Below are 21628 nucleotides of genomic sequence, written 5' to 3'. Positions count from 1 at the left end.
ATGCCCGGCGTCCCGATCCTCATGTACCACTCGGTGCGCGCCGACCCGCCGCCGGAGACCGCCGGACTGTCCGTGGACCCCGGCATGTTCGCCGAACAGCTCGCCGTGCTGCGGGACCGGGGGTTCACCCCGGTCCCGCTGTCGGGACTGGCCGGCCTGCACGCGGCGCCCGGCAGCGGCCCGTACGCCGACGCGCCCAAGCCGATCTGCATCACCTTCGACGACGGTTACGCCGACTTCCACGCCGAGGCCCTGCCCGTCCTGGAGTCCTTCGGGTTCCCCGCGACGGTGTTCGTCACCACCGGGTGGCTCGACGACGCCGGGCCGGACGCGGCGGGCCGTCCGCTCGACGCGATGCTCTCCTGGGCGCACGTGAAGGAGATCGTCGCGCACGGGATCGAGGTCGGCGCGCACAGCCACAGCCATCCGCAGCTCGACCAGCTGCCCGACGGCGCGCTGCACGACGAGCTGACGCGCAGCAGGCTCCTGCTGGAGGACAGGCTCCAGCAGCAGGTGGCCACGATGGCCTATCCCTACGGTTACTCCAGCGCCCGCGTGAGGCGGGCCGTGGCGCGCGCCGGATACGCCTCGGCGTATGTGGTCGCCAACGACATCGCGCAAGTGCGCTCCGGCTACGCGATCCCCAGGCTGACGGTGCAGCGGTCCACCTCCCTTGATCTTTTCGGGAAGATCGCCGAAGGGGGGCATGGGTTCTTCCGGGAGAAGGCACTGACGAAGGGGTACGCGCTCGTACGCCGGTCCAGGTACCTCTACCGGAAGACGATGCACCATGGCTGACCCGAAGGCCGTCGACGCGGCCGCGGCAGGATCTCCCGCGCCGGAGACGGGCGAGGACGTCACCGGGCTCCTCGGGCCCGAGCACCTCGGCCCCGCCCCGCGCGGGCCGCGGCTGGCGTGGCTGCGCGGGGAGCTGGGCAACCCGCTGTTCCGCAACGCCTACGCGCTCATGCTGAACGGCGGGCTCACCGGCGTGCTCGGCCTCGGCTTCTGGATCGCGGCCGGGCACTTCTACGGGCCCGCGGACTTCGGCCGCAACGCCGCGGTCATCCAGGCGGTCATGTGCATCGGCGGCATGACCACGCTGAACTACGTGCTGATGCGGTTCATCCCGCAGGCGGGCCGCTCGTCCGGGCGGCTCATCCTCGCCACGTACCTGTTCGGCGCGGTGCTCGCGGTGCTGCTCGGCGTCGGCTTCGTGCTGTCGCTCGCCTGGTGGGACAGCCCCAACTACGACCAGCTCGCCGATCCGGCGCACGCGATCCCGTTCATCGTCTTCATCGCCGCGTGGAACGTCTTCACCCAGCAGGACGCGGCCCTGACGGGGCTGCGGCACGCCGGGTGGGTGCCGGTGAAGAACACCGCGTACGGGCTGGTGAAGTTCCTCGTCCTCGCCGGGCTCGCGTGGACGTTCGCGCCGTCCGACGGCATCCTGCTCGCCACGATGATCCCGGTGATCTTCCTGGTGCTGCCGATGGACTGGCTCGTCTTCCGGCGGCTCCTGCCCGAGCACGCGGAGCTGACCAAGGACCGCCACCACACGCCGACGCCCGGTGAGATCGGCCGCTACCTCCAGGGCGACTTCATCGGCACCGTCGCCTCGCACTCGGCCATCAACTTCATCCCGCTGCTCGTCGCGGCGAAGGTCAGCGAGGCGGCCAACGGCTACTTCGCGATGGCCTGGATCTTCGGCCTGATGCTCGACCTGCTCGCGCTCAACATGGCGATGTCGCTGACCGTCGAGGGCTCGCACGCCGCCGATGACCTCGCCGGGACCACCCGCGACGCGCTGCGCCGCACGCTCATGCTGCTGGTACCGGTCTCGCTGCTGGTCGCATTGGCCGGGCCGTACCTGCTGAACCTGCCGTTCCTGTTCGGCCCGCACTTCGGCGACGAGGCGGGGCTCGTGCTCGTCCTGCTGGCGCTGTCGACGCTGCCGAAGGCGCTCATCGAGCTCTATGTCGGCGTGCTGCGGGTACGGTCGCGGACCCGGCTCGTCGCGCTGATCCAGGTGTTCAGGTTCGTCGGCGTCGTCATCGGCGTCGGCGTCTTCGTGCACGACGACCACCTCGCGGCCGTCGGCTGGTCGGTGCTGCTGGTGCAGACCGCGGTGGCGCTCGCGGTGCTCCCGCCGCTGCGCCGGGCGGCCAGGGCGGGCGCGCCGGGCAGGCCGCCCGCGCCGCCGGCGCAGGCGCAGTCCCCGGATCCGGTAGGGCCGCAGGGCCCCGACGCGCCGCAGGCCGCGGCGCCGCGGTCAGCCACGGAAGGTGGAAAGTGAGCGTGACGACGACCCGCTCGGCCGCCGAGCCAGAAGTCCTGCCGTCCGATCCGCTGGAGAAGCTGCCCGTCGTCCTGCTGAGCCTGTGCGTGGGGCTCGGCGCGGTCCTGTACTGGGTGCCGCTGCGCGGGGTCACCCCGCGCGACGCGACGGGCCTCGGCCTCATCAGCGTGCTCCCGCTGCCGACGCTGATCGGCGCGGCGGTGCTCACGCTCACCTTCGTCGCGACGCTCGCCCAGCGCAGGTCGTCGCGGCTGCTGCTCGGCGCGCAGGTCGTCCTGGTGGTCGTCGCGCTGCACACGCTCGCCCAGATCATGGAGCCGATGGCCCGGTTCCCGACGGTCTGGCAGCACGCGGGGTTCATCGAGTTCATCACCCGCACCGGCAGCATCGGCACCAACCTCGACGCCCGCTTCTCCTGGCCCGCGTTCTTCGCGTTCGTCGGGTTCGTGGCCAAGGCCGTCGGCGTCACCGACCTCGACCCGGTGTTCAAGTGGTCGCCGGTCATCATCCAGCTGCTGTACCTGCTGCCGCTGGCGATGATCGTCCGGGTGATGAAGGCCAACTGGCGGGCCAAGTGGTTCGCGGTCTGGCTGTTCCCCGTCGCCAACTGGGTCGGCCAGGACTACCTGGCCCCGCAGGCGTTCGGGTACCTCGTCTACCTGTTCTTCCTGGCGATCCTGCTCACCTGGTTCCGGCCCGCGGTGCTGCGCACCAGGATCGGCGGCAGGCGCGGCAAGGGCGACGAGCCCGGCAAGCTGTACTCGTTCTTCTTCGGGCCGAAGACGACCGGCGAGGAACCCGTCCGCGAGGTCGGCCTGTGGGAGCGGCGGTTCCTCGTCGTCCTGCTCGTGGTGCTGCTGCTCGTCGGCACCGCCGCGCACCAGCTCACCCCGTACCTGCTCATCGCCTCCTCTGCGGCGCTGGCGCTGGTCGGCCGCAACGAGCTGCGCGGGCTGCCGATCATCGGCGGGGTGATCTACCTGGCGTGGATCTCCTTCATGGCCTACGGCTACTGGCGCTACGACCCGGGCGGCACCCTGTTCGCGGGCGGCGGCAACCCTCTCCAGACGCTCCTGGAGAGCACCTCGGGACGGATCGGGTTCGGCGATCCCGACCTCGGCAAGATCCAGCGGCTGCGGATCGTCATCGTGCTCGTCGTCATGGCGCTGACCGTCATCGGGCTGCTGCGCCGCAGGTTCCGCGGCATCGACGACAGGGTCGCGCTGATCCTGCTCATCGTCCCGATCAGCTCGTTCGGCCTCCAGTCCTACGGCGGCGAGATCGCGCTGCGCACCTACCTGTTCATGCTGCCCGGCGCGGTGTTCCTCGCGGCGTACGCGTTCTACCCCGACCCCAAGCCGGTGCCGGTGGTGCGCTCGGCGCCGCGCCGCCAGCGGCTGCGCCGGTGGGGCCCGACGCTCATGGCGAGCACGTTCGCGGTGCTGCTCATGGGCGGGTTCCTCGTCGTGCGGTACGGCAACGAGGCGTTCGAGCAGGTGCGCCCCGGCGAGCTGCGCGCGCTCGACGCGATGCTCGACGACGCCAAGGGCAAGCCGATCACGCTGGTGTGGGTGTCGGGCGAGGTCGTCACCGAGCCCGCGGCGGCCAGCGCGACCCCGCAGGGGCCATGGGGCTACCGGAACTTCGAGAGTTTCAGCTACACCGCGACGCACTTCGCCCAGGAGCCGTACCGGACGGGACTGCTCCAGACGCCACCGGTCGCGCCGACCAAGCAGGAGGCGCGCGACCGCCGCCCGAACGTCGCCGAGATCATCTCGGCCATGCAGGAGGAGCCGGGCAGCTACCTGTACTCCTCCCGGATGAACGACACCTACCAGGTGCTCAACTTCGGGCTCGCCCCCGACTGGAACCAGCGGCTGGTCGGGGAGGTGAAGGCGTCCGGCAAGTTCAAGGAGGTCTACGCCGGCCCTGACGCTTCGGTCTACAAGCTCGTCGAGCAGGTCGGCGAGCCGGCCGAGCGGCCGACGCCGACCGGGCTCATCGTGGGCATCAGCAACTGGACCCCGGCGGGCCTGATCTACCTCCCCGTCCTCATCGGCGTGCTCACCGCCCGTGAGCTGCGCCGGATCCGCCTCTCCCCCGACCAGTGGACACGGCTGCGCCCGTACACGGTGGTGGCGTTCCCGCTGTTCGTCGGGTTCGTCGCCATCGTCGTCGAGCGCTTCCTCACCCTCAAAGGAACGCAGTGACGGCTCCCCCTCCCCAGACCGCGACGGCCTCCCCCTCGGTGGGGATCGTCATTCCGACCCTCGATCGGCCGCTGCTGCTCCGGGAGACCCTGGACTCGGTGCTCGGGCAGGACTACCCCGGGGTGGTCAAGGCGGTCGTCGTGTACGACCGGAGCGAGCCGGACACGTCGCTGGCTTCCGACGATCCGCTGCGGCCGGTGCGGGTGCTCGCCAACTCCCGGACGCCGGGGGCCGCGGGGGCGCGCAACACCGGCGTGCTCGTGGCGGAGACCGACTTCGTGGGGTTCTGCGACGACACCGACCTGTTCCTGCCGGGCAAGATCGCCGCGCAGGTCGCGGTGCTGGCCGCGGAGCCGGAGACCGAGGTGGTGTGCTGCGGGCTGCGCCTGTTCGGGCGGACCATCGAGGACACCGAGCGGGGCATCCCGCGGCCCCGGGTCACCCGGCAGGACCTGCTCGGCGGCCACAACCCCAACCTGCACCCGTCCGCGCTGCTGGTGCGCGGGTCGGCGGGGCTGCTGTTCGACGAGGACATCCCGGGCAGTTACGGCGAGGACTACGAGTTCGTCCTGCGCGCGGCCGGGCGCGCGCCGATCCGGCAGATCCCGTTCGTCGGGCTCGGGCTGCGCTGGCACGAGGGCTCGTACTTCTCCGTGCTGAACAATGCGCCGCTCATCTCCGAGGCCGCGCAGTGGATGCTCGACAAGCACGAGTTCCCCTGCGGCGGCTACGCGCACTGGGCGGGCAAGGTGGCCTTCGCCGAGGCGGTCAGCGAGCGCAGGTCGTCGGCGCTGAAATGGATCGGCCGGACCATGGCGGCCCGCCCGCTCGACCCGCGGGCGCTGCTGGCGCTCGCGGTCACCGCGGGCGTCCCTGCCGCCTTCATCATGAAGAACCTCGATCGGATCGGACGGGGCGTGTGACGGCACTGCTGATTCTTGTGATGATCGCCGTTCCGGCGGCCTGCTTCGCCTGGCTGCTGCGCGGCCTGGACCCGCTCGGCCGGGCGACGGCCGGGGTCGCGGCGTCGCTGTGCCTGCTGATCCTGGTCCCGCAGACCATGATCATCGTCCGGGCCTGGTCGCCCGTGGGCGGCCTCGCGGTCGTCGCGGGGATCTGCGCGCTCGTCGCGACGGCGGCCTGGCTGCGGCGTCCGTCGGCCGGCGCGGAGGCCGCGGTGCCCGCCGCACGACAAGATGATGAAGACTGGATTTTCGACGAATGACACGAACCCGACCAGGGCTGTAATACTCCAAAAGCTGGGGTGGGAGAGACCCGCCACCATCGACGGGAGCAGCTTTGTCAGAGTTTGCTGTGGTATCGGAGTTCCAGCGGAGAAGACCGGCCGGCAAGGCCCTGCGCGCGGGCCTCGCGGTCGCGGTCGCGGCCGGAGGCGTCCTCGCCGTGTCCGCGCTGCCCGCGGCCGCCGCGCCGAAGAAGTGCTACGCGGGCCAGTGGGTGAGCACGGGCCTGACCGCGAAGATCAGCGGCAGGTCCAACGAGACCGGGAAGATGCAGAACGTCAAGTACCAGGGCATGGCCGGCATCAAGCTGAAGCTGCACCCTGTCGACGGCCTGGTCTACAACTTCACGGGCTCCAAGCGCGAGACCTTCGCGGGCACCAACGTCGAGGGCGAGCGCACCGAGGGCTGGGAGAAGCTCACCGGTGTCCTGTACCTCCCGGCGAAGATCACCGGTGACAAGAAGGGCGTCATCACCAGCAAGAACAAGAAGGCGAAGGGCCCCGCGACGGGCACCGGCCAGAACACCAAGCCCGAGATCGCGTCCTGGGGCACCTGGAAGGTCGCCGACCACGCCAAGATCGGCCATTTCGACACCCCCGTGGTGAAGAAGGCGACCTTCACCTGCACCCCCGGCAAGAAGCTCGTGATCAAGGACGTCCGCAAGTGGGACACCTTCACCGAGACGCTGACCATGAACTTCAAGCCGAAGAAGAAGAAGGCCTAGCTCCGGCCCGCTGTCACCGGCCCGCCCGTACCCGGGCCGTCCCCGCCGACCGAAGGCGCCCTCATCGCCGAGGGCGCCTTCGGCGTTTCCGTACCCCTTGACGCGGAGCGTGCCGCGGCCTATGTTTAACATATCGGTTAATTAACCGAATGGCTAAATACAAGCGGGAGGAGGGGACGGCATGGCCGAGGACAGGCTGAGCTTGATCTTCTCCGCGCTCGCCGACCCCACCCGCCGCGCGATCCTCGCGCGGCTCGCCGAAGGGGACGCCACCGTCTCCGAGCTCGCCGAGCCGCATCCGATCAGCCTTCCGGCGATCTCCCGGCACCTGAAGGTGCTGGAGCGGGCCGGCCTGATCACCCGCTCCAGCACCGCGCAGTGGCGGTCGAGCAGCCTGAACGCCGAACCCCTGCGCGAGGTGCAGGGGTGGATGGAGCACTACCGCCGCTTCTGGGACGTCAACCTCGACAGGCTCGACGCCCACCTGCGCCGCGTCCAGCGCGCACAGGCCGAGCAGGCGGAGCGGCGGGAACCGCACGACCCGCAGGACGCACCGACACCGAACGAGAAGAGGAATCGACCATGACTCAGCTCATCGTCAGCCGCGTGTTCGACGCTCCCCGCGAGCTCGTCTACCGCGCGTTCACCGACCCCGACCAGCTCGCCCAGTGGTTCGGCCCCGTCGGCTTCCACGTGCCGCGCGAGACCGTCGAGCTCGACGTGCGGGTCGGCGGCAGCGAGAAGTTCACCATGGTCCACGACGAGGACCCGTCGTTCACCTCGCCGGTCAGCGCGACCTTCAGCGAGGTCATCGAGAACGAGTTGATCGTCGGCTACGAGGACGTCACCGGCATGCCCGGATTCGAGGGCACCGTCAGGTTCGAGTCGCGGATGGAGTTCCACGACGAGGGCGACGGCAAGACCCGGCTCGTCATCACCCAGGGCCCGCACAACCCGGAGATCCTCGCCGACGCCGAAGCCGGCTGGGAGAGCTCCTTCACCAAGCTGGACGCGCTGCTGGCGGTGTGACCCCGTCCGCCGCCCCGTGGTCCCGAGGTGGGACCCTTGACCCTGTGAGCACGGTCATCACCGGCATCGGGGAACTCCTGACCAACGCGGGGCGGCAGGGGGAGCCGGAGATCCTGACGGACGCGGCGGTCGTCATCGACGGCGGCCGGATCGCCTGGGTCGGCGACGCGCGCCGGGCCCCCGACGCCGACGAGCGCTTCGACGCCGGGGGCAGGGCCGCGCTGCCCGGGTTCGTCGACTCCCACGCGCACCTGGTGTTCGCCGGGGAACGCGGGGCGGAGTTCGCGGCGCGGATGGCCGGCACCTCCTACGGCGCGGGGGGCATCCGCACGACCGTCGAGGCGACCCGGGAGGCCGAGGACGACGTGCTGCGGGCGAACGTGGCCCGGCTCGTCGCGGAGATGGCCAGGCAGGGCACGACGACCGTCGAGTGCAAGTCGGGGTACGGGCTGACGGTCCGGGACGAGGTGCGGTCGCTGCGGATCGCCGGGGAGATGGCCGACGAGGTGACCTTCCTCGGCGCGCACGTCGTGCCCGAGGGCATGGACACCGACTCCTATGTCTCCCTGGTCTGCGGCGAGATGCTGGAGGCCTGCGCGCCTTACGCGGACTGGATCGACGTGTTCTGCGAGCGCGGCGCGTTCGACGGGGACCAGACCCGGGAGATCCTGCGCGCGGGCGTCGCGGCGGGCCTCCAGCCCCGGCTGCACGCGGGCCAGCTCGGCCCGGGTCCGGGCGTGCAGATAGCCGTCGAGTTCGACGCGGGCTCGGCCGACCACTGCACGTTCCTCACCCCCGGCGACGTCGACGCGCTCGCCGCGTCCCGGACCGTCGCGACCCTGCTCCCGGCGGTGGAGTTCTCCACCCGCCAGCCCTACCCGGACGCGCGGGGCCTGCTGGACGCGGGCGTCGCGATCGCCCTGGCCACGGACTGCAACCCGGGCTCCTGCTACAGCTCCTCGATGCCGTTCTGCGTCGCCCTCGCCGTCCGTGAGATGGGCCTGACCCCACTCGAAGCCGTCCAGGCCGCCACCCTGGGCGGCGCCCGCGCCCTGCGCCGCGACGACATCGGCCGCCTCGTCCCCGGCGCCCGCGCCGACCTCCAGATCCTCGACGCGCCCTCCCACCTCCACCTCGCCTACCGCCCCGGCGTCCCCCTCACCGTCGCCGTCTGGAGCGCGGGACTGCGCATGCGCTAGTGCTACCGGTAGCGGCGGTTGACGCGGATGAGCGGATCTTCACGGGTGATGTAGTCAACATTGGTGACTTCGGCGACGAAGAGGACGTGATCGCCCGCCGGGATGCGGAGGCGGGTCTCGCATTCGAGGGCGGCGACGCCCTCTTCGATGATCAGGGCCTCGGAGCGGCGGCCGCGGTGGTGGGGCTGGCCGCCGAGCAGCAGCCGCGCCGAGGGTCTGCCCTCGGCGGCGAACCTGCCCGCGAGGGCCCGCTGGGCGGTGCTCAGCACGGTCACGGCCCATCCGGGCCTGCGGTGCAGGACCTCGCACAGGTAGGACTCCGCGGACACGCCGATCAGCAGCATCGGCGGGTCGAGCGAGACCGAGGCGAACGAGCTGACCGTCGCGCCGATGTCGTCGCGGCCCTCGCTGACGGTGACCACGGTGACGCCGGTGGCGAAGGAGGCCAGTGCCGAGGTGAAGTCCTGGGGCGCGATCACCAGCGCAGGTCTCCGTACCCCGGCATGACCAGGGGGCCCGCGGTCGGGAAGCCGAGCCTGGCGGCGGCGCCCGCGAGGGAGCCCCACGCCTCGAACCGGGTGGACGCGGCGGTCCTGTCGTCGCTGGACTCCGGCGGGCGGAACCTGTCGAGCGGGGAGACGTGCGGGAACGACCGGACCGGGGCGTCAGCGGGCAGCTTCGCCTTGCGCCGGGCCAGGTCGAGGGTGTGGTCGAGGCCGCCGAGCTCGTCGACCAGGCCGCGTTCCGCCGCGTCGGCGCCGGTCCAGACGCGGCCGCGGGCCAGGTCCTCGATCTTCTCGAGCTCCATGCCGCGGCCTTGGGCCGCCTTCGCCGTGAAGTCGGCGTAGATGCGGTCGAGCGAGGTGTTGATCCGCGCCCACTCCCCCTCGGAGAAGTCCCGGACCGCGCTGTGCATCCCGGCGTGGTCGCCGAACGCCGCGGCGCCGAACCCGACGCCGAGCCGATCGAGCAGGCCGGTGACGACGGGCTTGCCGGTGTAGACGCCGATCGAGCCGGTGAACGTGCCGGGCTGGGCCACGATGGTGTCGGCGGCCATCGCGATGAAGTAGCCGCCGGAGGCCGCGACGTTGCCCATGGAGACCAGGACGGGCTTGCCCGCGCGGCGGGCGAGGATCACCTCGCGCCAGATCACGTCCGAGGCCACGTAGGAACCGCCGGGGCTGTTGACCCGCAGCACGATCGCCTTGGTCTTCGGGTCGCGCACCGCGGCGCGCAGTGCGGCGGCGAGGGTGTCGGACCCCACCGCGCTCCCCTGGCCCGGCACGGGGCCGCGGCCGGAGCGGCCGAGCCGGATCATGCCCTGGGCCTGGATCAGCGCGATCCCGTCGACCGGCTTGCGCGGCACCCGGTCGGCCAGGCCGGCGCGGGCGTAGCGGGCGACGTACAGCAGCCGGGCGTCGGGCCCTGCGGCCTCGCGGACACGGGCGTAGACCTCGTCGCGGTAGCACAGCTCGTCGACGAGGCCGGCCTCCAGCGCCTCGGACGCCAGCAGGGGCGCCCGGTCCACCAGGGCGCGGACCTCGGACTCCGCCAGCCCGCGCGAGGCGGCGACGCCGCCGGTGAACTGCTCGCCGACCGAGGCGACGAGCCGCTCCGACGCCTCGGCGTGCTCGCTCGTGTAGCTGTTCTCCAGGAACATGTTCGGCGCGGTCTTGTACTCCGCGCGGCGCCCGAACCGGAAGGCGATGCCCGCCTTGTCCAGGGCGTCCTTGACGAACGGCTCGGACAGCGCGAACCCGGTGATGCCGACGTCGCCGGACGGCTGGAGGCATACCCGCTCGAACGCCGAGGCGAGGTAATACGCGGGGGTGCCTTCGCCGGACTCGCCGAAGGTCTCGGTCCAGGCGACGGTGAGCTTGCCGGCGGCGCGCAGCCCCGCGACGGCGTCGCGCAACTCCTGGGCCAGCGCGACCCCGACGGGCCCGTTGATCCGGGCGACGAGCGCCTTGACGCGCGGGTCGGTGCGCGCCTTGCGCAGGCCGTCGAGGACGTCGCGCAGGTGGGTCCGCCGGATCGACATCAGCGCGCTGACGGGATCGGGCGGCGATCCCTCGACCAGGCCCTCGGACAGATCGAGTTCGAGGATCAGCGGACCGGTGCGCCGGTCGCGCAGTTCCTTGACCGGGCCGAGTGCCGTGAGCGTGTCGAGTCCTTTGAACGCCATGGCTCAAACCCTACGCGCCGGCGGCACCCTCCAGACCGCGCTCGAACGCCTTGTTGGGGGTGGTGCTGGCCGTCGCGGAGGCCGCGAGGGCGCCGTCGGGGTCGACGAGCCGGGCCGCGCAGACCGTCCTGCGGCGGCCGTGGTGGGTGACGGTTCCGATGACCCGGTAGGGCACGCCCTTCTCGACGGTCCGCAGGTAGTCGACGTTGAGGTTCAGGGTGAGCTGGGGGACGAAGCGCTCGCCGAGGCTGGCGGCGGCCAGGCCCACCGCGTTGTCGAGGACGAGGGCGATGAAGCCGCCGTGGGCGGTGCCGCCCGGGTTGCACAGCTTCTCCTCGGGCGTCCAGCCGAGCACCACCCGGCCGGGGTCCGCCTCCAGGACACGGTCGCCGACGTACTCCGAGACTCCGCCGAGGCCCCGGCCGATCCGCCCGTCGGCCAAGGCGCGCAGCACCTCGGCGCCCGACAGGGTCTTCCACAGTTCGAATTCGTTGGGCACAGGTGAAGCGTAACTTTCCACTTACCTGACTGCGCAGACGGGGTGCGGCCGGGCGCCCGGTCAGGAACCGCGCCGCACCGAGCCGTCGCCGCCCGCGCCGTCCTCGCCGGTGTAGGCGAGCTGCGCGGTGCCGTCGGCGGTCACCGTCATCGCCAGGGTACCGGCCGGGCAGGTCCCCGCGGCGTGACTCAGCGCCAGGTCGACGCGCTCGGCCGCGGCGTCCCGCACGGTGACCGTGCCCGAGCACAGGGCGCCGTTCTCCAGCTCCGACTGGCCCGAGTCCTGGCCCTGGAAAAGGGTGATCTTGACCCGGTAGTACGTCTCCCCCACGGACCCCTTGACCGTCAGGCCGCCCTCCCAGTTGCCCGCGAGCGCGGCGGGCACCACCGCGCCGCCGGGGTCGCCGCCCGCCCCCGTGCCCTCCGGGGCGCTGAGGGCGTTGTAGGCGAAGTAGCCCCCGGCGGCCAGGAGCCCGGCGCCCAGCACCCCCGCCACGGTCCTGCCGACCCAGCGAGAGCCCGAGCCCTCGCCGGTGCGGGAGGCGGGGTGCGGGGGGAACGGCTGCGGCGTCGCGATCCCGATCGGGGTGGGCGGGAACGTCGCGGCGGACGGGCGGAGCAGGGGCGTCCCGTCGACGGTGATCGAGGGCGGCGGCACCACGCCCGGGTGGAAGGCGCCGGGCGGCGTCATCGGGGGCGCGAAGGGCAGCGGCCCGGAGGAGTCTCCGTGCGGGACGTCGGCCTCCAAGGCGGACTCCAGCCTGTCACGGAGCTGGCGGGCGGTCGGGCGGCGCAGCGGATCCTTGTCCAGGCAGGCCAGCAGCAGCGGCGCGAACTCCTCGAGGCCGTCGCCGAGGCGCGGCTCGGCGTGCATGACCCGGCCGAGGATCGCCGCGACGTTGGAGCCGTCGTCGTCGAACGGGCCGAACGGCGGATGGCCGGTCGCCGCGAAGACCATCGTGCAGGCCCACGCCCAGACGTCGGACGCGCGCGAGGCCTGCTCCTCGCGCAGCAGCTCGGGGGCGAGGTAGGAAGGGGTGCCCATGAGCTGCGGGCGGGTGTGGTGGTCGACGTGGCGGGCGATGCCGAAGTCGACCACGCGCGGCCCGTCACGGCCGAGCAGCACGTTGGCGGGCTTGAGGTCGCGGTGCACGATGCCCGAGCCGTGGATGGTCACCAGCGCCTGCGCGGTGAAGATCAGCAGCCGTTCCAGGTCGCCGCCCCGCAGCGGGCCCACGTCGGCGACCCGGTCGAACAGCGAAGGGCCGTCCACGTACTCGGTGACGATGTAGGGGCGCGTCCCGTCGAAGTCGAAGCCGATGACCCGGGCGATGCAGTAGCGCAGCCTGACCTGGAGCGCGGCGTTCATCTCGCGTTCCAGCCTGCCGCGGGCCTCGGCGTCGGTGGCCTTGAGCACCTTGACGGCCACGGGCTCCGGCGAGTCCGCCGAGCGCCCGAGATAGACGATGCCCTGCCCGCCCTCGCCCAGCCGTTCGAGCAGAGTGAATCGCCCGAGTTCGCGTGGATCGTCGGGCCTGAGTGCGTCGCCCATGGTCCCTCCCGGTTTGCAGGTATCCAACCAAGCGATCGAGGGGGCCGCAACCACCCGACGCTACTCCGTGATCAAGCCGGTGCCCTGCCCGTCACCCTTACGCTGCCGACATGCGCACCGTGCTTATCGTCGACGCGGCGAACGTCATGGGATCCCGGCCGGACGGGTGGTGGCGGGACCGGCTCGGCGCCGCGGGCCGGCTCCGGGACGCCCTCGCGGGGCTCGGCCCGGTCTCCTTCGGCGGCGAGGAGCCCGCCGAGGCCGAGATCGTCCTCGTGGTGGAAGGGGCGGCGCGGAGCCTTCCGGCGATCGAGGGCGTCACCGTGGTGTCCGCGCCGGGCAGCGGCGACGACACGATCACCGACCAGGTCGGCGCCTTCGGCGATCCGGACGGCGACCCGCCCGTCCGGTACGTCGTCGTCACCGCCGACCGGGGGCTGCGCGCCCGCGTCCAGGCGCGCGGCGCCGAGGCGGTCGGCCCCCGCACGCTGCTCGGCCTGCTCGGCTGACCGCGGTCCGTCGCACTACAGGTCGATCGCGTAGTCGAGCACGACCCGGTCGGCCGGGATGACGATGTCGCGGCACACCTCGAGGACCCGGTCCCCCGCCATCATCCGCCGGGTGACGGTGATGACGGGCACGCCCGCGCCCATCCGGAGCGTCTCGGCCTCGTCGCGCGTGGGCATCCGCGACCGCACCGCCTCCTCCACCCGGGTCGCCGGATGGCCGAGGTAGGCCAGTTGGGCGGGGGTCCCGCCGGGCCACGGCTCGCGCGCGGGGTCGGCGACGGGCGTGCCGTCGACGAGGTCCCACGGCAGGTAGTTCACCGAGATCTGCTGCGGCTCCTCGCGGGCGAAGAACACGAACCTGCGGCGCAGCAGCGCGGTGCCCGCGGGCAGCTCGAACAGCGCGGCGAGCTCGGGGTCCGCGGCGACCCTGCGGTACCGCCGCTCCAGCCGGTAGTCCGCCCACCCGATCCGCTGGTCGTGGGTGAAGGAGGTCGCGGGCTCCGCGCCCTGGGCCTGGGCCTGGGGCTCGGTCTCCACCCGGTAGCGGTCCATCGCGATCCGGCGGACGGTCGGGCGGACGCGCACGACGGTGCCGCCGCCCCGTCTCGTCTGCACCAGGCCCTCGGCGCCGAGCACCGCGACGGCCTGGCGCACGACGATCTGGGAGACCCCGTGGCGGGCGGCGAGCTCGACCAGGGTCGGCAGTCTGGTGCCCGGGGGATACGCCCCGGCACGAATACCGTTGCGCAGTTCGTCGGCGATCTTGAGATATGCGGGCCGCGGCACGCGAAACCTCCCCACTGCCACCGCCTCACCCCGGGGAAACGTTCCGGTTACCTGTGGCTTGACGGTTCTACTGGCGCGTATCACTTTTGTATACGGAATGTATTGATCGGGGAAGGGACCGGGCGATGGGAGACTTCGCGGATCTGAAAGCGCTCATCGAGGCGGCCCATCCGGGCTGGCAGGTCTGGCGGAGCGACGCCGGACGGTGGTACGCGACGCGCACGGGGGACCTCTCCGACGCGCAACTCCAGGCGGGGCTGGCCATGACGCTCGCCTCCGACGACGAACCGGGCCTGCGGGCACTCCTCGCCGACCAGGCGACAAAGAAAGAGGAAGAGGGCGAAGCCTAAGAAAAACGGCCACATCCGGCTCGGGGTGCGGGGGCCGGTATGGGTGATCGCTTTCCGGGAAGACTCTCGGTACCGTGGGTAATTGAACCGTACTTCCCGGGTAAGCCATTCCGGCTGTGAATCCGGGTGAACCAGGGCGGCGGTCCGGCGTTCATACACGGGGAGAGCACAATCCGACTCTGGAGGCACCGTGCAAGGCCACCCTTCGCCGCCGCAGATCCGCACCGCGACATCGCCCCGGCGCGGCCGGCACGGGCGCAGGAGACCGCTGTGGATGATCGCCCTCGCCGCCCTCGTCACCGGTGCCGTCATCGCCGCCCTCGTCCTCTACGTCCTCGGTGACGACGAGGAACCCCCGCAGAGCCCCGGCGGCGCGGACGTCACCCAGGTCGGCCAGATCAGCGCCGGACTGCCCGGCGACTGGACCAACTGGGGCTTCACGCACACCCAGACCAGCCTGGAGACCACCCCCGCGGCCAAGGCCATCGTGCGCGAGGTGCCGATGCTCCAGGTGCAGCACATCATGGGGTTCGGCGCCGACAACCCCCAGCTGACCCCCGGCCGCTACGACTGGAGCTCCCTCGACCGCCGGATGAAGGACATCCGGGACACCGGCGGCGTCCCGATGCTGACCCTGTGCTGCGCGCCCGACTGGATGAAGGGCGGCCCCTCCGGCACCACCGACTGGAACCACCTGGAAGACTCCCCGCTCCCCCAGTTCTTCGACGCGTTCGCCGCCCAGGCCGCCGACGTCGCCCGGCGCTACCCCGACGTCAAGTACTACTTCGTCTGGAACGAGTTCAAGGGCTTCTTCAACCAGGACGCCAACCGCTGGGACTTCGAGGGCTACACCCAGCTCTACAACAAGGTCTACACGGCACTGAAGAAGGTCGACTCCGACATCCAGGTCGGCGGCCCCTATATCCCGGTGAACTCCTACGCCGACGCGCACTCCGCGGCGTCCAAGAACCTGCGCGGCGCGTGGGGCGCGGCCGACCAGCGCGCGCTGACGGCCATCGAGTACTGGCTCGAGCACAAGAAGGGCGCCGACTTCGTCGTCGTCGACGGGTCGTCGCTGCCCGAGGACCGCACCGCCCACGAGGACCCGTTCCGCGACAACGCCAAGTTCAGCGCGGTCACCGAGTGGCTGCGCGCCAAGACCGACCTGCCCGCGGTGTGGGCCGAGTGGTACACCGAGCCGGAGAACTCCGGCTGGACCGCGCCGAAGCTCGGCGCCGTCCAGGCCGACGCGATGATCAGGTTCGCGGCGTCCGGCGCGGCGGGCGCGCTGTACTGGAGCCCGCAGGGCATCGACAACTGCACGAGCTGCCTGTGGGGCGCCAAGGGCCAGGCGCTCCCGCCGCTGGAACTGCTGCAGAACTTCGTGCGGGTGTTCCCGCCGGGCACCGAGCTGCGCCGGGCCGAGGTGTCCGACCCCAAGGTCCGCACGCTCGCGTCCGGCACCGACGTGCTGGTGGTCAACACCTCCGAGGCCGCGGTCAGCGCCACCGTGGACGGCTCGCCCGTGGACCTCCAGCCCTACGAGATCAGGTGGATCAACCGATGACGACAGCCGCGGACCTGGTGGGCACCGAGTTCTGGGCGCGCCCGCACACCGAGCGGCACGCCGAGTTCGCCCGTCTCCGCGCCCTGAACGCGCCGGTCTACTACGCCGAGCCGCGCATCCCCCTCGTCCGCGCGGGCAAGGGGTTCTACGCGCTGGTCGGGCACGCGGACGTGGTGGCGGCGAGCCGCAACACCAAGGTGTTCTCCAGCGAGCCCGCGGCCACCTCGCCCGAGCCGCCTCCGTGGATCGCCGCGCTGTTCGGCAGGCCGATGGTGAACATGGACGACCCACGGCACGGGCGGCTCCGCCGGATCGTCTCGCGCGCGTTCAGCCCCAAGATGCTCGCCGACCTCGCCGACGACATCCAGGCGACCGCCACGAAGATCGTCGACGAGGTGCTGCGCGACGGGCCGGAGGACTTCGTCGCGCAGGTCGCGGCCCGCCTGCCCATCGAGGTCATCTGCGCGATGATGGGCATCCCGCCCGAGCGGCGGCCTTATGTGCTCAAGCGCATCGACGTGATGACCGAGTACTCCGGGGTCCGCGGCTCCCTGTTCCACCCGCGCACGCTGCGGCTGCTCGCCGGGAACCTCAAGGCCATCGTGGACCTGCACCGGCTGGTGGCGCGGATGGGCCGGGAGCGGCGCGGGAACCCGCGCGGCGACCTCGTGTCCGCGCTGGTCAACGCGAACGTCGACGGCGAGGCGCTGACCGTCAGGGAGCTCGGGTCCTTCTTCGACCTGCTGCTGGTCGCGGGCAACGAGACCACCCGCAACGCGCTCTCGCACGGGCTGCGGCTGTTCACCGAGAACCCCGACCAGCGCGACTATCTGCTGGCCGACTATGACGCGCGGATCGGCCCGGCGATCGAGGAGATCGTCCGTTACGTGTCGCCGATCATCCAGTTCCGGCGCACCCTGAAGGAGCAGTACACGCTCGGCGGCCACACCTTCCAGGCCGGCGAGAAGGTCGTGCTGTTCTACCAGGCCGCCAACCGCGATCCCGCGGTCTTCACCGACCCGGACGCCTTCGACGTCTCCCGGTCGCCCAACCCGCACGTCGGCTTCGGCGGCCCCGGCGCGCACCTGTGCCTGGGCGCCAACCTGGCCCGGATGGAGTTGAAGATCATGTTCCGCGAGCTGTTCACCCGGCTCCCGGACATCCGCACCAAGGGCGACCCCGAACTCCTGCTCTCGAATTTCGACAACGGCGTCGTCAAGCAGGCGTTCACCTTCTGACCGAACGCCACCGCTCCTGATTGAACGCCGCCGCGCCGGAGGCGGGCCTAGAAGCACGCGTGGACGGCTGCGGCCAGGTCGGCTTCCAGGTGGGGCAGGAGCAGGTGGCGGCCGTCGCGGACGACGGTGCGGCCGGAGACGACCACGTGCTCGATGTCGGACGGGGTCGCGGCGAAGACCACGGTGTCCGTCGCGGTCGCCGGGGCGGTCCCGGCGAGCGCCACCGAGTCCAGCGCGACGGTGACGAGATCCGCGCGGGCGCCGGGCTCCAGCCGGCCCGCGTCGGGCCAGCCGAGCGCCTCGTGCCCGGTGGAGGTGGCCGCGGTGAGCAGCTCGAAGCCGGTGAAGGAGCCGCGCTTCCCGCTTTTCAGGCGCTCGCCCCACTCCACCGCGCGGGCCTCGGCGAACATGTCGACGAGCGCGTGCTGGTCGGTGCCGAGGCTGAGGTCGCAGCCTCCGTCACGGAGCGCGGCGGCCGGGCCGATCCCGTCGGCGAGGTCCCGCTCGGTCGTCGGGCACAGGCACACCCCGGTCGACGTGCCCGCCAGCAGGTCGAGGTCGGCGGCCGTCACATGGGTGGCGTGCACCGCGACCGTCCGGGGGCCGAGCGCGCCCGCCTCGGCCAGCAGCCGCGCGGGTGAGATGCCGTGCTCGGACAGGCACTCCTCGTTGTCGGCGCGCTGCTCCGACAGGTGCAGGTGCAGCGGGGCCGCGTGGTCGCGGGCCCAGGCCGCGGCGATCGGGATCTGCTCACGCGGGACCGCCCGCACCGAGTGGACCGCCGCGCCGATCCTGGCGTGCGGCCGGGACAGGGTCCGCGCGCGCAGCGCCGACACCCGCCGGGCCCAGATCCGCGCGTCGCCGTCGCCGAAGCGCAGCTGGGCGCCGCTCAGCTCGCTGCCGTATCCGCCGCGCAGGTAGAGCGCGTCGAGCAGGGTGATCCGGATGCCCGCCTCGGCCGCCGCGTCCAAGAGCGCCTCCCCCATCACGTTCGGGTCGGCGTAGGGCGTCCCGTCCGGGGCGTGGTGGAGGTAGTGGAACTCCCCCACGCAGGCGATCCCGGCCCGCGCCATCTCACCGTAGACGGCCCGCGCCAGCGCGAAGTACGTCTCGGGCGTCAGGCGCTCGGCCACGGAGTACATCAGCTCGCGCCAGTTCCAGAAGGTCCCCGCCCCGTGCTGCGCCCTGCCGCGCAGCGCCCGGTGGAACGCGTGCGAGTGGGTGTTGGCGAAGCCCGGGAGGGTGAGGCCGGGCAGCGGGTAGGCGTCCGACGGCCGCGGCGTGCCGGCCCTGACCGCGGTGAACCTGCCGCCCGAAGCCTCGATCAGGACGTCGGCGGCCAGACCGTCCCCGGTCCAGGCGAGTTCGGCGTGCCAGCGCATCACGGGGCCGCCAGATCGCGCAGGACCGCGGCGAGCGCGGCCACCCCGGCCAGGCAGTCCGCCTCGGTGGCGTGCTCCTCCGGGGCGTGCGAGACGCCCGTCGGGTTGCGCACGAAGAGCATCGCGGTGGGCAGCCGGGCGGCGAGGATGCCCGCGTCGTGCCCGGCCGCCGTGGGCAGCACCGGGGCGCCGCCGAGCGCCGCGACGATCCGCTTGCGCAGGTCGGCGTCGAAGTCCACGAGAGAGGTGTAGGACTCCGCGGAAAGGCCGAAGTCGACCCCGTGGAAGGCAGCGGCCAGGGACACCCGCTCCCTGATCTCCGCGACGGTCGCGCGCACCACCTCGTCACCGGGGCCGCGCGCGTCGAGCCAGGCGGTCACCTGCGAGGCGATGACGTTGGTGCCGCCCGGCAGCGCCCTGACCCGGCCGACGGTCGCCCGCGCGCCGTGGCGCTCGGCGGCCTCCCGCGCGGCGATGACCGCGTGCGCGAACGGCTGCATCGGGTCGTGCCTGTCCTCCAACCGGGTCGATCCAGCGTGGTCGCCGCGCCCGGCGAAGTCCATCCGCCAGCGCCCGTGCGGCCAGATCGCCCCGGCCACCCCGACCGGGACGTCCAGGGCCCGGCCCTGCTCGACGTGCAGCTCCACGAAGGAGCCGATCCGGCCGAGCAGGTCGTCGTCGCGGCCGATCCGGTAGTCCTCCGGCGGCTCTGGGCCCAGGTCGCCCGAGACCGCCTCGGCGAACGTGGTGCCCTCGGCGTCGGTGAGGCCGGCCGCCCGGTCGGGGTCGATCTCCCCGGCCAGCAGCCGCGAGCCGAGGCAGGAGACGCCGAACCTGGCGCCCTCCTCCTCCACGAACGCGGCGACGCCGATCGGATGTCCGGGCCGGAACCCTTCGGCGCGCAGCACGTCGACCGCGGCGAACGCCGAGACGATGCCGAGGGGGCCGTCGTAGGCGCCGCCGCCCGGCACCGAGTCGAAGTGGCTGCCGGTCAGCACGGCCTGCCCCTTGCCTTCCGCCCACCACGCGAACAGATTGCCGTTGCCGTCCCGTTCGACGGCCATGCCGCGCCGCTCGGCCTGGTCGGTGAACCAGGCGCGGCAGCGCAGCTCCGGCTCGGTCCAGGACTGGCGGAAGTAGCCACCGGTGCCGTCGTCGCGGCCGATCGGCAGCAGCGACTCCCACAGCTCCGCGAAAGTCGCCATTCACCCCTCCATCGGAAGACGCACACCGCGCTCGGCGGCGACCTCGCGGGCCCGGTCGTACCCGGCGTCGGCGTGCCTGACGACGCCGATGCCCGGGTCGTTGGTGAGCACCCGCTCCAGCTTGCGCGCGGACAGCGACCCGCCGTCGGCGACGCACACCTGGCCCGCGTGCACCGACTTGCCTATGCCGACGCCGCCGCCCTCGTGGATCGACACCCACGAGGCGCCGGACGCGGTGTTGAGCAGGGCGTTGAGCAGCGGCCAGTCGGCGATGGCGTCGGAGCCGTCGGCCATCGCCTCGGTCTCGCGGTAGGGCGAGGCGACCGAGCCGCAGTCGAGGTGGTCGCGGCCGATGACCAGCGGCGCGGTGATCTCGCCGCGCGCGACCAGCTCGTTGAACCGCAGCCCGGCCTCGGCCCGCTCCCCGTAGCCCAGCCAGCAGATGCGGGCGGGCAGCCCCTGGAACCTGACGCGCTTGCCCGCCATCCGGATCCACCGGCCGAGCGCCTCGTCGTGCGGGAACAGGTCGAGGACGGCCCGGTCGGTGACGGCGATGTCGGCGGACGACCCGGAGAGCGCGGCCCACCGGAACGGGCCCTTGCCCTCGCAGAAGAGCGGCCGGATGTAGGCGGGGACGAACCCCGGGTAGTCGAACGCCCGCGCGCAGCCGCCCAGTTCCGCCTCGGCGCGCAGCGAGTTGCCGTAGTCGAACACCTCGGCCCCGGCGTCCTGGAACCCGACCATCGCCGCCACGTGCCGGGCCATCGACGCGCGGGCGCGGTGGGTGAACCCCGCCGGGTCGGCCTCGCGCAGCGCGGCCATGTCCTCGAACAGGACGCCCTCGGGCAGGTAGCGCAGCGGGTCGTGCGCCGAGGTCTGATCGGTGACGATGTCGACGGGCGCGCCCGCGGCGAGCAGTTCGGGCAGCACCTCGCAGGCGTTGCCCAGCACCCCGATGGACAGTGCCCTGCGCTGGTCGCGCGCCTCGACGGCGAGGTCCATCGCCTCGGCGACGGTGAGGACCTGGACGTCGCAGTAGCCGCCCTCGACCCGCCGGTCGATCCGAGACGGGTCGCACTCGACGCAGATCGCCACCCCGCCGTTCATGGTGACGGCGAGGGGCTGCGCGCCGCCCATCCCGCCGAGCCCCGACGTCAGCGTGATGGTCCCGGCGAGGGAGCCGTCGAAGCGCTTGCGGGCGACGGCCGCGAAGGTCTCGTAGGTGCCCTGGAGGATGCCCTGGGTGCCGATGTAGATCCACGACCCGGCCGTCATCTGGCCGTACATGGTGAGGCCGAGCGCCTCGAGCCTGCGGAACTCCTCCCAGTTCGCCCAGTCGGGCACGAGGTTGGAGTTGGCGATGAGCACGCGCGGCGCCCACTCGTGCGTCCGGAACACCCCGACGGGCTTGCCGGACTGCACCAGCAGGGTCTCGTCCTCTTCCAGGTCGGTCAGCGACCGGACGATCCCCTCGTAACAGGCCCTGTTGCGGGCCGCCTTGCCCGTGCCGCCGTAGACGACGAGGTCGTCGGGGTGCTCGGCGACGTCGGGGTCGAGGTTGTTGTCGAGCATCCGCAGCGCCGCCTCCTGGGGCCAGCCCTTGGCGGTCAGTACCGTGCCGCGCGCTGCGCGCACGGGGAAGTGGCTCATC

The 21628-nt window shown here is 72.3% G+C and carries 21 protein-coding genes; 13 read left to right on the top strand and 8 right to left on the bottom strand.

What is annotated here, in order from left to right; translation table 11 throughout:
- The 9 genes from EDD29_RS03780 (at position 1) to hutI (ending at position 8705) form a co-directional block, all read left to right on the top strand.
- A complete protein-coding gene (locus EDD29_RS03780) occupies positions 1 to 798 on the top strand; it encodes a polysaccharide deacetylase family protein (protein WP_123662321.1) in 798 nt (265 codons plus the stop codon).
- On the top strand, positions 791 to 2296 hold the full coding sequence (locus EDD29_RS03775) for a lipopolysaccharide biosynthesis protein (protein ID WP_123662319.1): 1506 nt from the start codon (positions 791 to 793) through the stop codon (positions 2294 to 2296). Before EDD29_RS03780 ends, EDD29_RS03775 begins: the two co-directional genes overlap by 8 nt.
- The gene (locus EDD29_RS03770) at positions 2293 to 4509 is read left to right on the top strand and encodes a hypothetical protein (protein ID WP_148085869.1); all 2217 of its coding nucleotides are present in this window, start codon (positions 2293 to 2295) and stop codon (positions 4507 to 4509) included. The genes EDD29_RS03775 and EDD29_RS03770 overlap by 4 nt, the downstream gene beginning before the upstream one ends.
- Positions 4506 to 5432, top strand: coding sequence for a glycosyltransferase family 2 protein (locus EDD29_RS03765; protein WP_170201277.1), 927 nt, complete (start codon positions 4506 to 4508; stop codon positions 5430 to 5432). The genes EDD29_RS03770 and EDD29_RS03765 overlap by 4 nt, the downstream gene beginning before the upstream one ends.
- 20 nt (positions 5433 to 5452) lie before the next feature.
- A complete protein-coding gene (locus EDD29_RS03760) occupies positions 5453 to 5734 on the top strand; it encodes a hypothetical protein (protein WP_148085868.1) in 282 nt (93 codons plus the stop codon).
- Between the two features lie 74 nt (positions 5735 to 5808).
- A complete protein-coding gene (locus tag EDD29_RS03755; RefSeq protein ID WP_148085867.1) occupies positions 5809 to 6477 on the top strand; it encodes a hypothetical protein in 669 nt (222 codons plus the stop codon).
- A gap of 181 nt (positions 6478 to 6658) precedes the next feature.
- Positions 6659 to 7063: an ArsR/SmtB family transcription factor gene (locus EDD29_RS03750; protein ID WP_123662308.1), complete on the top strand. Its 405-nt coding sequence runs from the start codon at positions 6659 to 6661 to the stop codon at positions 7061 to 7063.
- On the top strand, positions 7060 to 7506 hold the full coding sequence (locus tag EDD29_RS03745; RefSeq protein ID WP_123662306.1) for an SRPBCC family protein: 447 nt from the start codon (positions 7060 to 7062) through the stop codon (positions 7504 to 7506). Before EDD29_RS03750 ends, EDD29_RS03745 begins: the two co-directional genes overlap by 4 nt.
- A gap of 44 nt (positions 7507 to 7550) precedes the next feature.
- Positions 7551 to 8705 carry an imidazolonepropionase gene (hutI, locus tag EDD29_RS03740; RefSeq protein ID WP_211359548.1) on the top strand — a complete coding sequence of 385 codons (1155 nt, stop codon included), beginning with the start codon at positions 7551 to 7553 and terminating at the stop codon, positions 8703 to 8705.
- A 2-nt stretch (positions 8706 to 8707) separates the two neighbouring features.
- On the opposite strand, the gene EDD29_RS03735 is transcribed toward hutI, so the two are convergent.
- Genes EDD29_RS03735 through EDD29_RS03720 form a run of 4 tightly spaced genes read right to left on the bottom strand, consistent with a single transcriptional unit; the run spans position 8708 to position 12940 of the window.
- Positions 8708 to 9184 (bottom strand): flavin reductase family protein, encoded by a 477-nt coding sequence (locus EDD29_RS03735; protein WP_123662304.1) that lies wholly within the window; start codon positions 9182 to 9184, stop codon positions 8708 to 8710.
- A complete protein-coding gene (gene sppA, locus EDD29_RS03730) occupies positions 9181 to 10890 on the bottom strand; it encodes a signal peptide peptidase SppA (protein ID WP_123662301.1) in 1710 nt (569 codons plus the stop codon). The genes EDD29_RS03735 and sppA overlap by 4 nt, the downstream gene beginning before the upstream one ends.
- 10 nt (positions 10891 to 10900) lie before the next feature.
- Positions 10901 to 11389 (bottom strand): PaaI family thioesterase, encoded by a 489-nt coding sequence (locus tag EDD29_RS03725; protein ID WP_123662299.1) that lies wholly within the window; start codon positions 11387 to 11389, stop codon positions 10901 to 10903.
- A 60-nt stretch (positions 11390 to 11449) separates the two neighbouring features.
- Complete coding sequence (locus EDD29_RS03720; RefSeq protein ID WP_123662297.1) at positions 11450 to 12940, bottom strand: serine/threonine-protein kinase; 1491 nt, start codon at positions 12938 to 12940, stop codon at positions 11450 to 11452.
- A gap of 110 nt (positions 12941 to 13050) precedes the next feature.
- Between EDD29_RS03720 and EDD29_RS03715 the strand changes: the two genes are divergently transcribed.
- Positions 13051 to 13449: an NYN domain-containing protein gene (locus EDD29_RS03715; protein WP_123662295.1), complete on the top strand. Its 399-nt coding sequence runs from the start codon at positions 13051 to 13053 to the stop codon at positions 13447 to 13449.
- 15 nt (positions 13450 to 13464) lie between these two features.
- Here the strand turns inward: EDD29_RS03715 and EDD29_RS03710 are convergent, their stop codons facing one another.
- Entirely contained in the window at positions 13465 to 14235 is a 771-nt protein-coding gene (locus tag EDD29_RS03710) for a GntR family transcriptional regulator (protein ID WP_123662293.1), read from the bottom strand.
- 125 nt (positions 14236 to 14360) lie between these two features.
- On the opposite strand from EDD29_RS03710, the gene EDD29_RS03705 reads away from it, so the two are divergent.
- From EDD29_RS03705 to EDD29_RS03695, 3 genes are all read left to right on the top strand, one after another.
- Entirely contained in the window at positions 14361 to 14585 is a 225-nt protein-coding gene (locus tag EDD29_RS03705; protein WP_123662291.1) for a hypothetical protein, read from the top strand.
- Positions 14586 to 14859: 274 nt separating this feature from the next.
- A complete protein-coding gene (locus tag EDD29_RS03700; RefSeq protein WP_123662289.1) occupies positions 14860 to 16152 on the top strand; it encodes a glycoside hydrolase family protein in 1293 nt (430 codons plus the stop codon).
- Complete coding sequence (locus EDD29_RS03695; protein ID WP_123662287.1) at positions 16149 to 17390, top strand: cytochrome P450; 1242 nt, start codon at positions 16149 to 16151, stop codon at positions 17388 to 17390. Before EDD29_RS03700 ends, EDD29_RS03695 begins: the two co-directional genes overlap by 4 nt.
- 47 nt (positions 17391 to 17437) lie before the next feature.
- Here EDD29_RS03695 and EDD29_RS03690 read toward each other — a convergent pair whose 3' ends face one another.
- From EDD29_RS03690 to hutU, 3 genes are read right to left on the bottom strand one after another with little or no spacing between them, the layout of a single operon-like run.
- Positions 17438 to 18772, bottom strand: coding sequence for a formimidoylglutamate deiminase (locus tag EDD29_RS03690; protein ID WP_123662284.1), 1335 nt, complete (start codon positions 18770 to 18772; stop codon positions 17438 to 17440).
- A complete protein-coding gene (locus EDD29_RS03685; RefSeq protein ID WP_123662282.1) occupies positions 18772 to 19977 on the bottom strand; it encodes an allantoate amidohydrolase in 1206 nt (401 codons plus the stop codon). Before EDD29_RS03685 ends, EDD29_RS03690 begins: the two co-directional genes overlap by 1 nt.
- Positions 19978 to 21627, bottom strand: a complete 1650-nt coding sequence (gene hutU / locus EDD29_RS03680) for a urocanate hydratase (RefSeq protein WP_123662280.1) — start codon at positions 21625 to 21627, stop codon at positions 19978 to 19980.
- Position 21628: the final 1 nt, after the last annotated feature.

Source organism: Actinocorallia herbida (assembly GCF_003751225.1).
In the GTDB taxonomy this organism is placed as follows: Bacteria; Actinomycetota; Actinomycetes; order Streptosporangiales; family Streptosporangiaceae; genus Actinocorallia; species Actinocorallia herbida.
Note: the sequence above shows the minus strand (reverse complement) of the source record. Positions and strands in the feature narration are given on the sequence as shown.

What these genes read in the sequence shown, in the direction of transcription:
- EDD29_RS03775 (WP_123662319.1), top strand. Translation starts at nt 791, where the DNA reads ATGGCTGACCCGAAGGCCGTCGACGCGGCCGCGGCAGGATCTCCCGCG.
- EDD29_RS03750 (WP_123662308.1), top strand. Translation starts at nt 6,659, where the DNA reads ATGGCCGAGGACAGGCTGAGCTTGATCTTCTCCGCGCTCGCCGACCCC.
- EDD29_RS03700 (WP_123662289.1), top strand. Translation starts at nt 14,860, where the DNA reads ATGATCGCCCTCGCCGCCCTCGTCACCGGTGCCGTCATCGCCGCCCTC.
- EDD29_RS03685 (WP_123662282.1), bottom strand. Translation starts at nt 19,977, where the DNA reads ATGGCGACTTTCGCGGAGCTGTGGGAGTCGCTGCTGCCGATCGGCCGC.
- EDD29_RS03705 (WP_123662291.1), top strand. Translation starts at nt 14,361, where the DNA reads ATGGGAGACTTCGCGGATCTGAAAGCGCTCATCGAGGCGGCCCATCCG.
- EDD29_RS03695 (WP_123662287.1), top strand. Translation starts at nt 16,149, where the DNA reads ATGACGACAGCCGCGGACCTGGTGGGCACCGAGTTCTGGGCGCGCCCG.
- EDD29_RS03690 (WP_123662284.1), bottom strand. Translation starts at nt 18,772, where the DNA reads ATGCGCTGGCACGCCGAACTCGCCTGGACCGGGGACGGTCTGGCCGCC.
- EDD29_RS03720 (WP_123662297.1), bottom strand. Translation starts at nt 12,940, where the DNA reads ATGGGCGACGCACTCAGGCCCGACGATCCACGCGAACTCGGGCGATTC.
- sppA (WP_123662301.1), bottom strand. Translation starts at nt 10,890, where the DNA reads ATGGCGTTCAAAGGACTCGACACGCTCACGGCACTCGGCCCGGTCAAG.
- EDD29_RS03760 (WP_148085868.1), top strand. Translation starts at nt 5,453, where the DNA reads ATGATCGCCGTTCCGGCGGCCTGCTTCGCCTGGCTGCTGCGCGGCCTG.
- hutU (WP_123662280.1), bottom strand. Translation starts at nt 21,627, where the DNA reads ATGAGCCACTTCCCCGTGCGCGCAGCGCGCGGCACGGTACTGACCGCC.
- EDD29_RS03715 (WP_123662295.1), top strand. Translation starts at nt 13,051, where the DNA reads ATGCGCACCGTGCTTATCGTCGACGCGGCGAACGTCATGGGATCCCGG.
- EDD29_RS03780 (WP_123662321.1), top strand. Translation starts at nt 1, where the DNA reads ATGCCCGGCGTCCCGATCCTCATGTACCACTCGGTGCGCGCCGACCCG.
- EDD29_RS03745 (WP_123662306.1), top strand. Translation starts at nt 7,060, where the DNA reads ATGACTCAGCTCATCGTCAGCCGCGTGTTCGACGCTCCCCGCGAGCTC.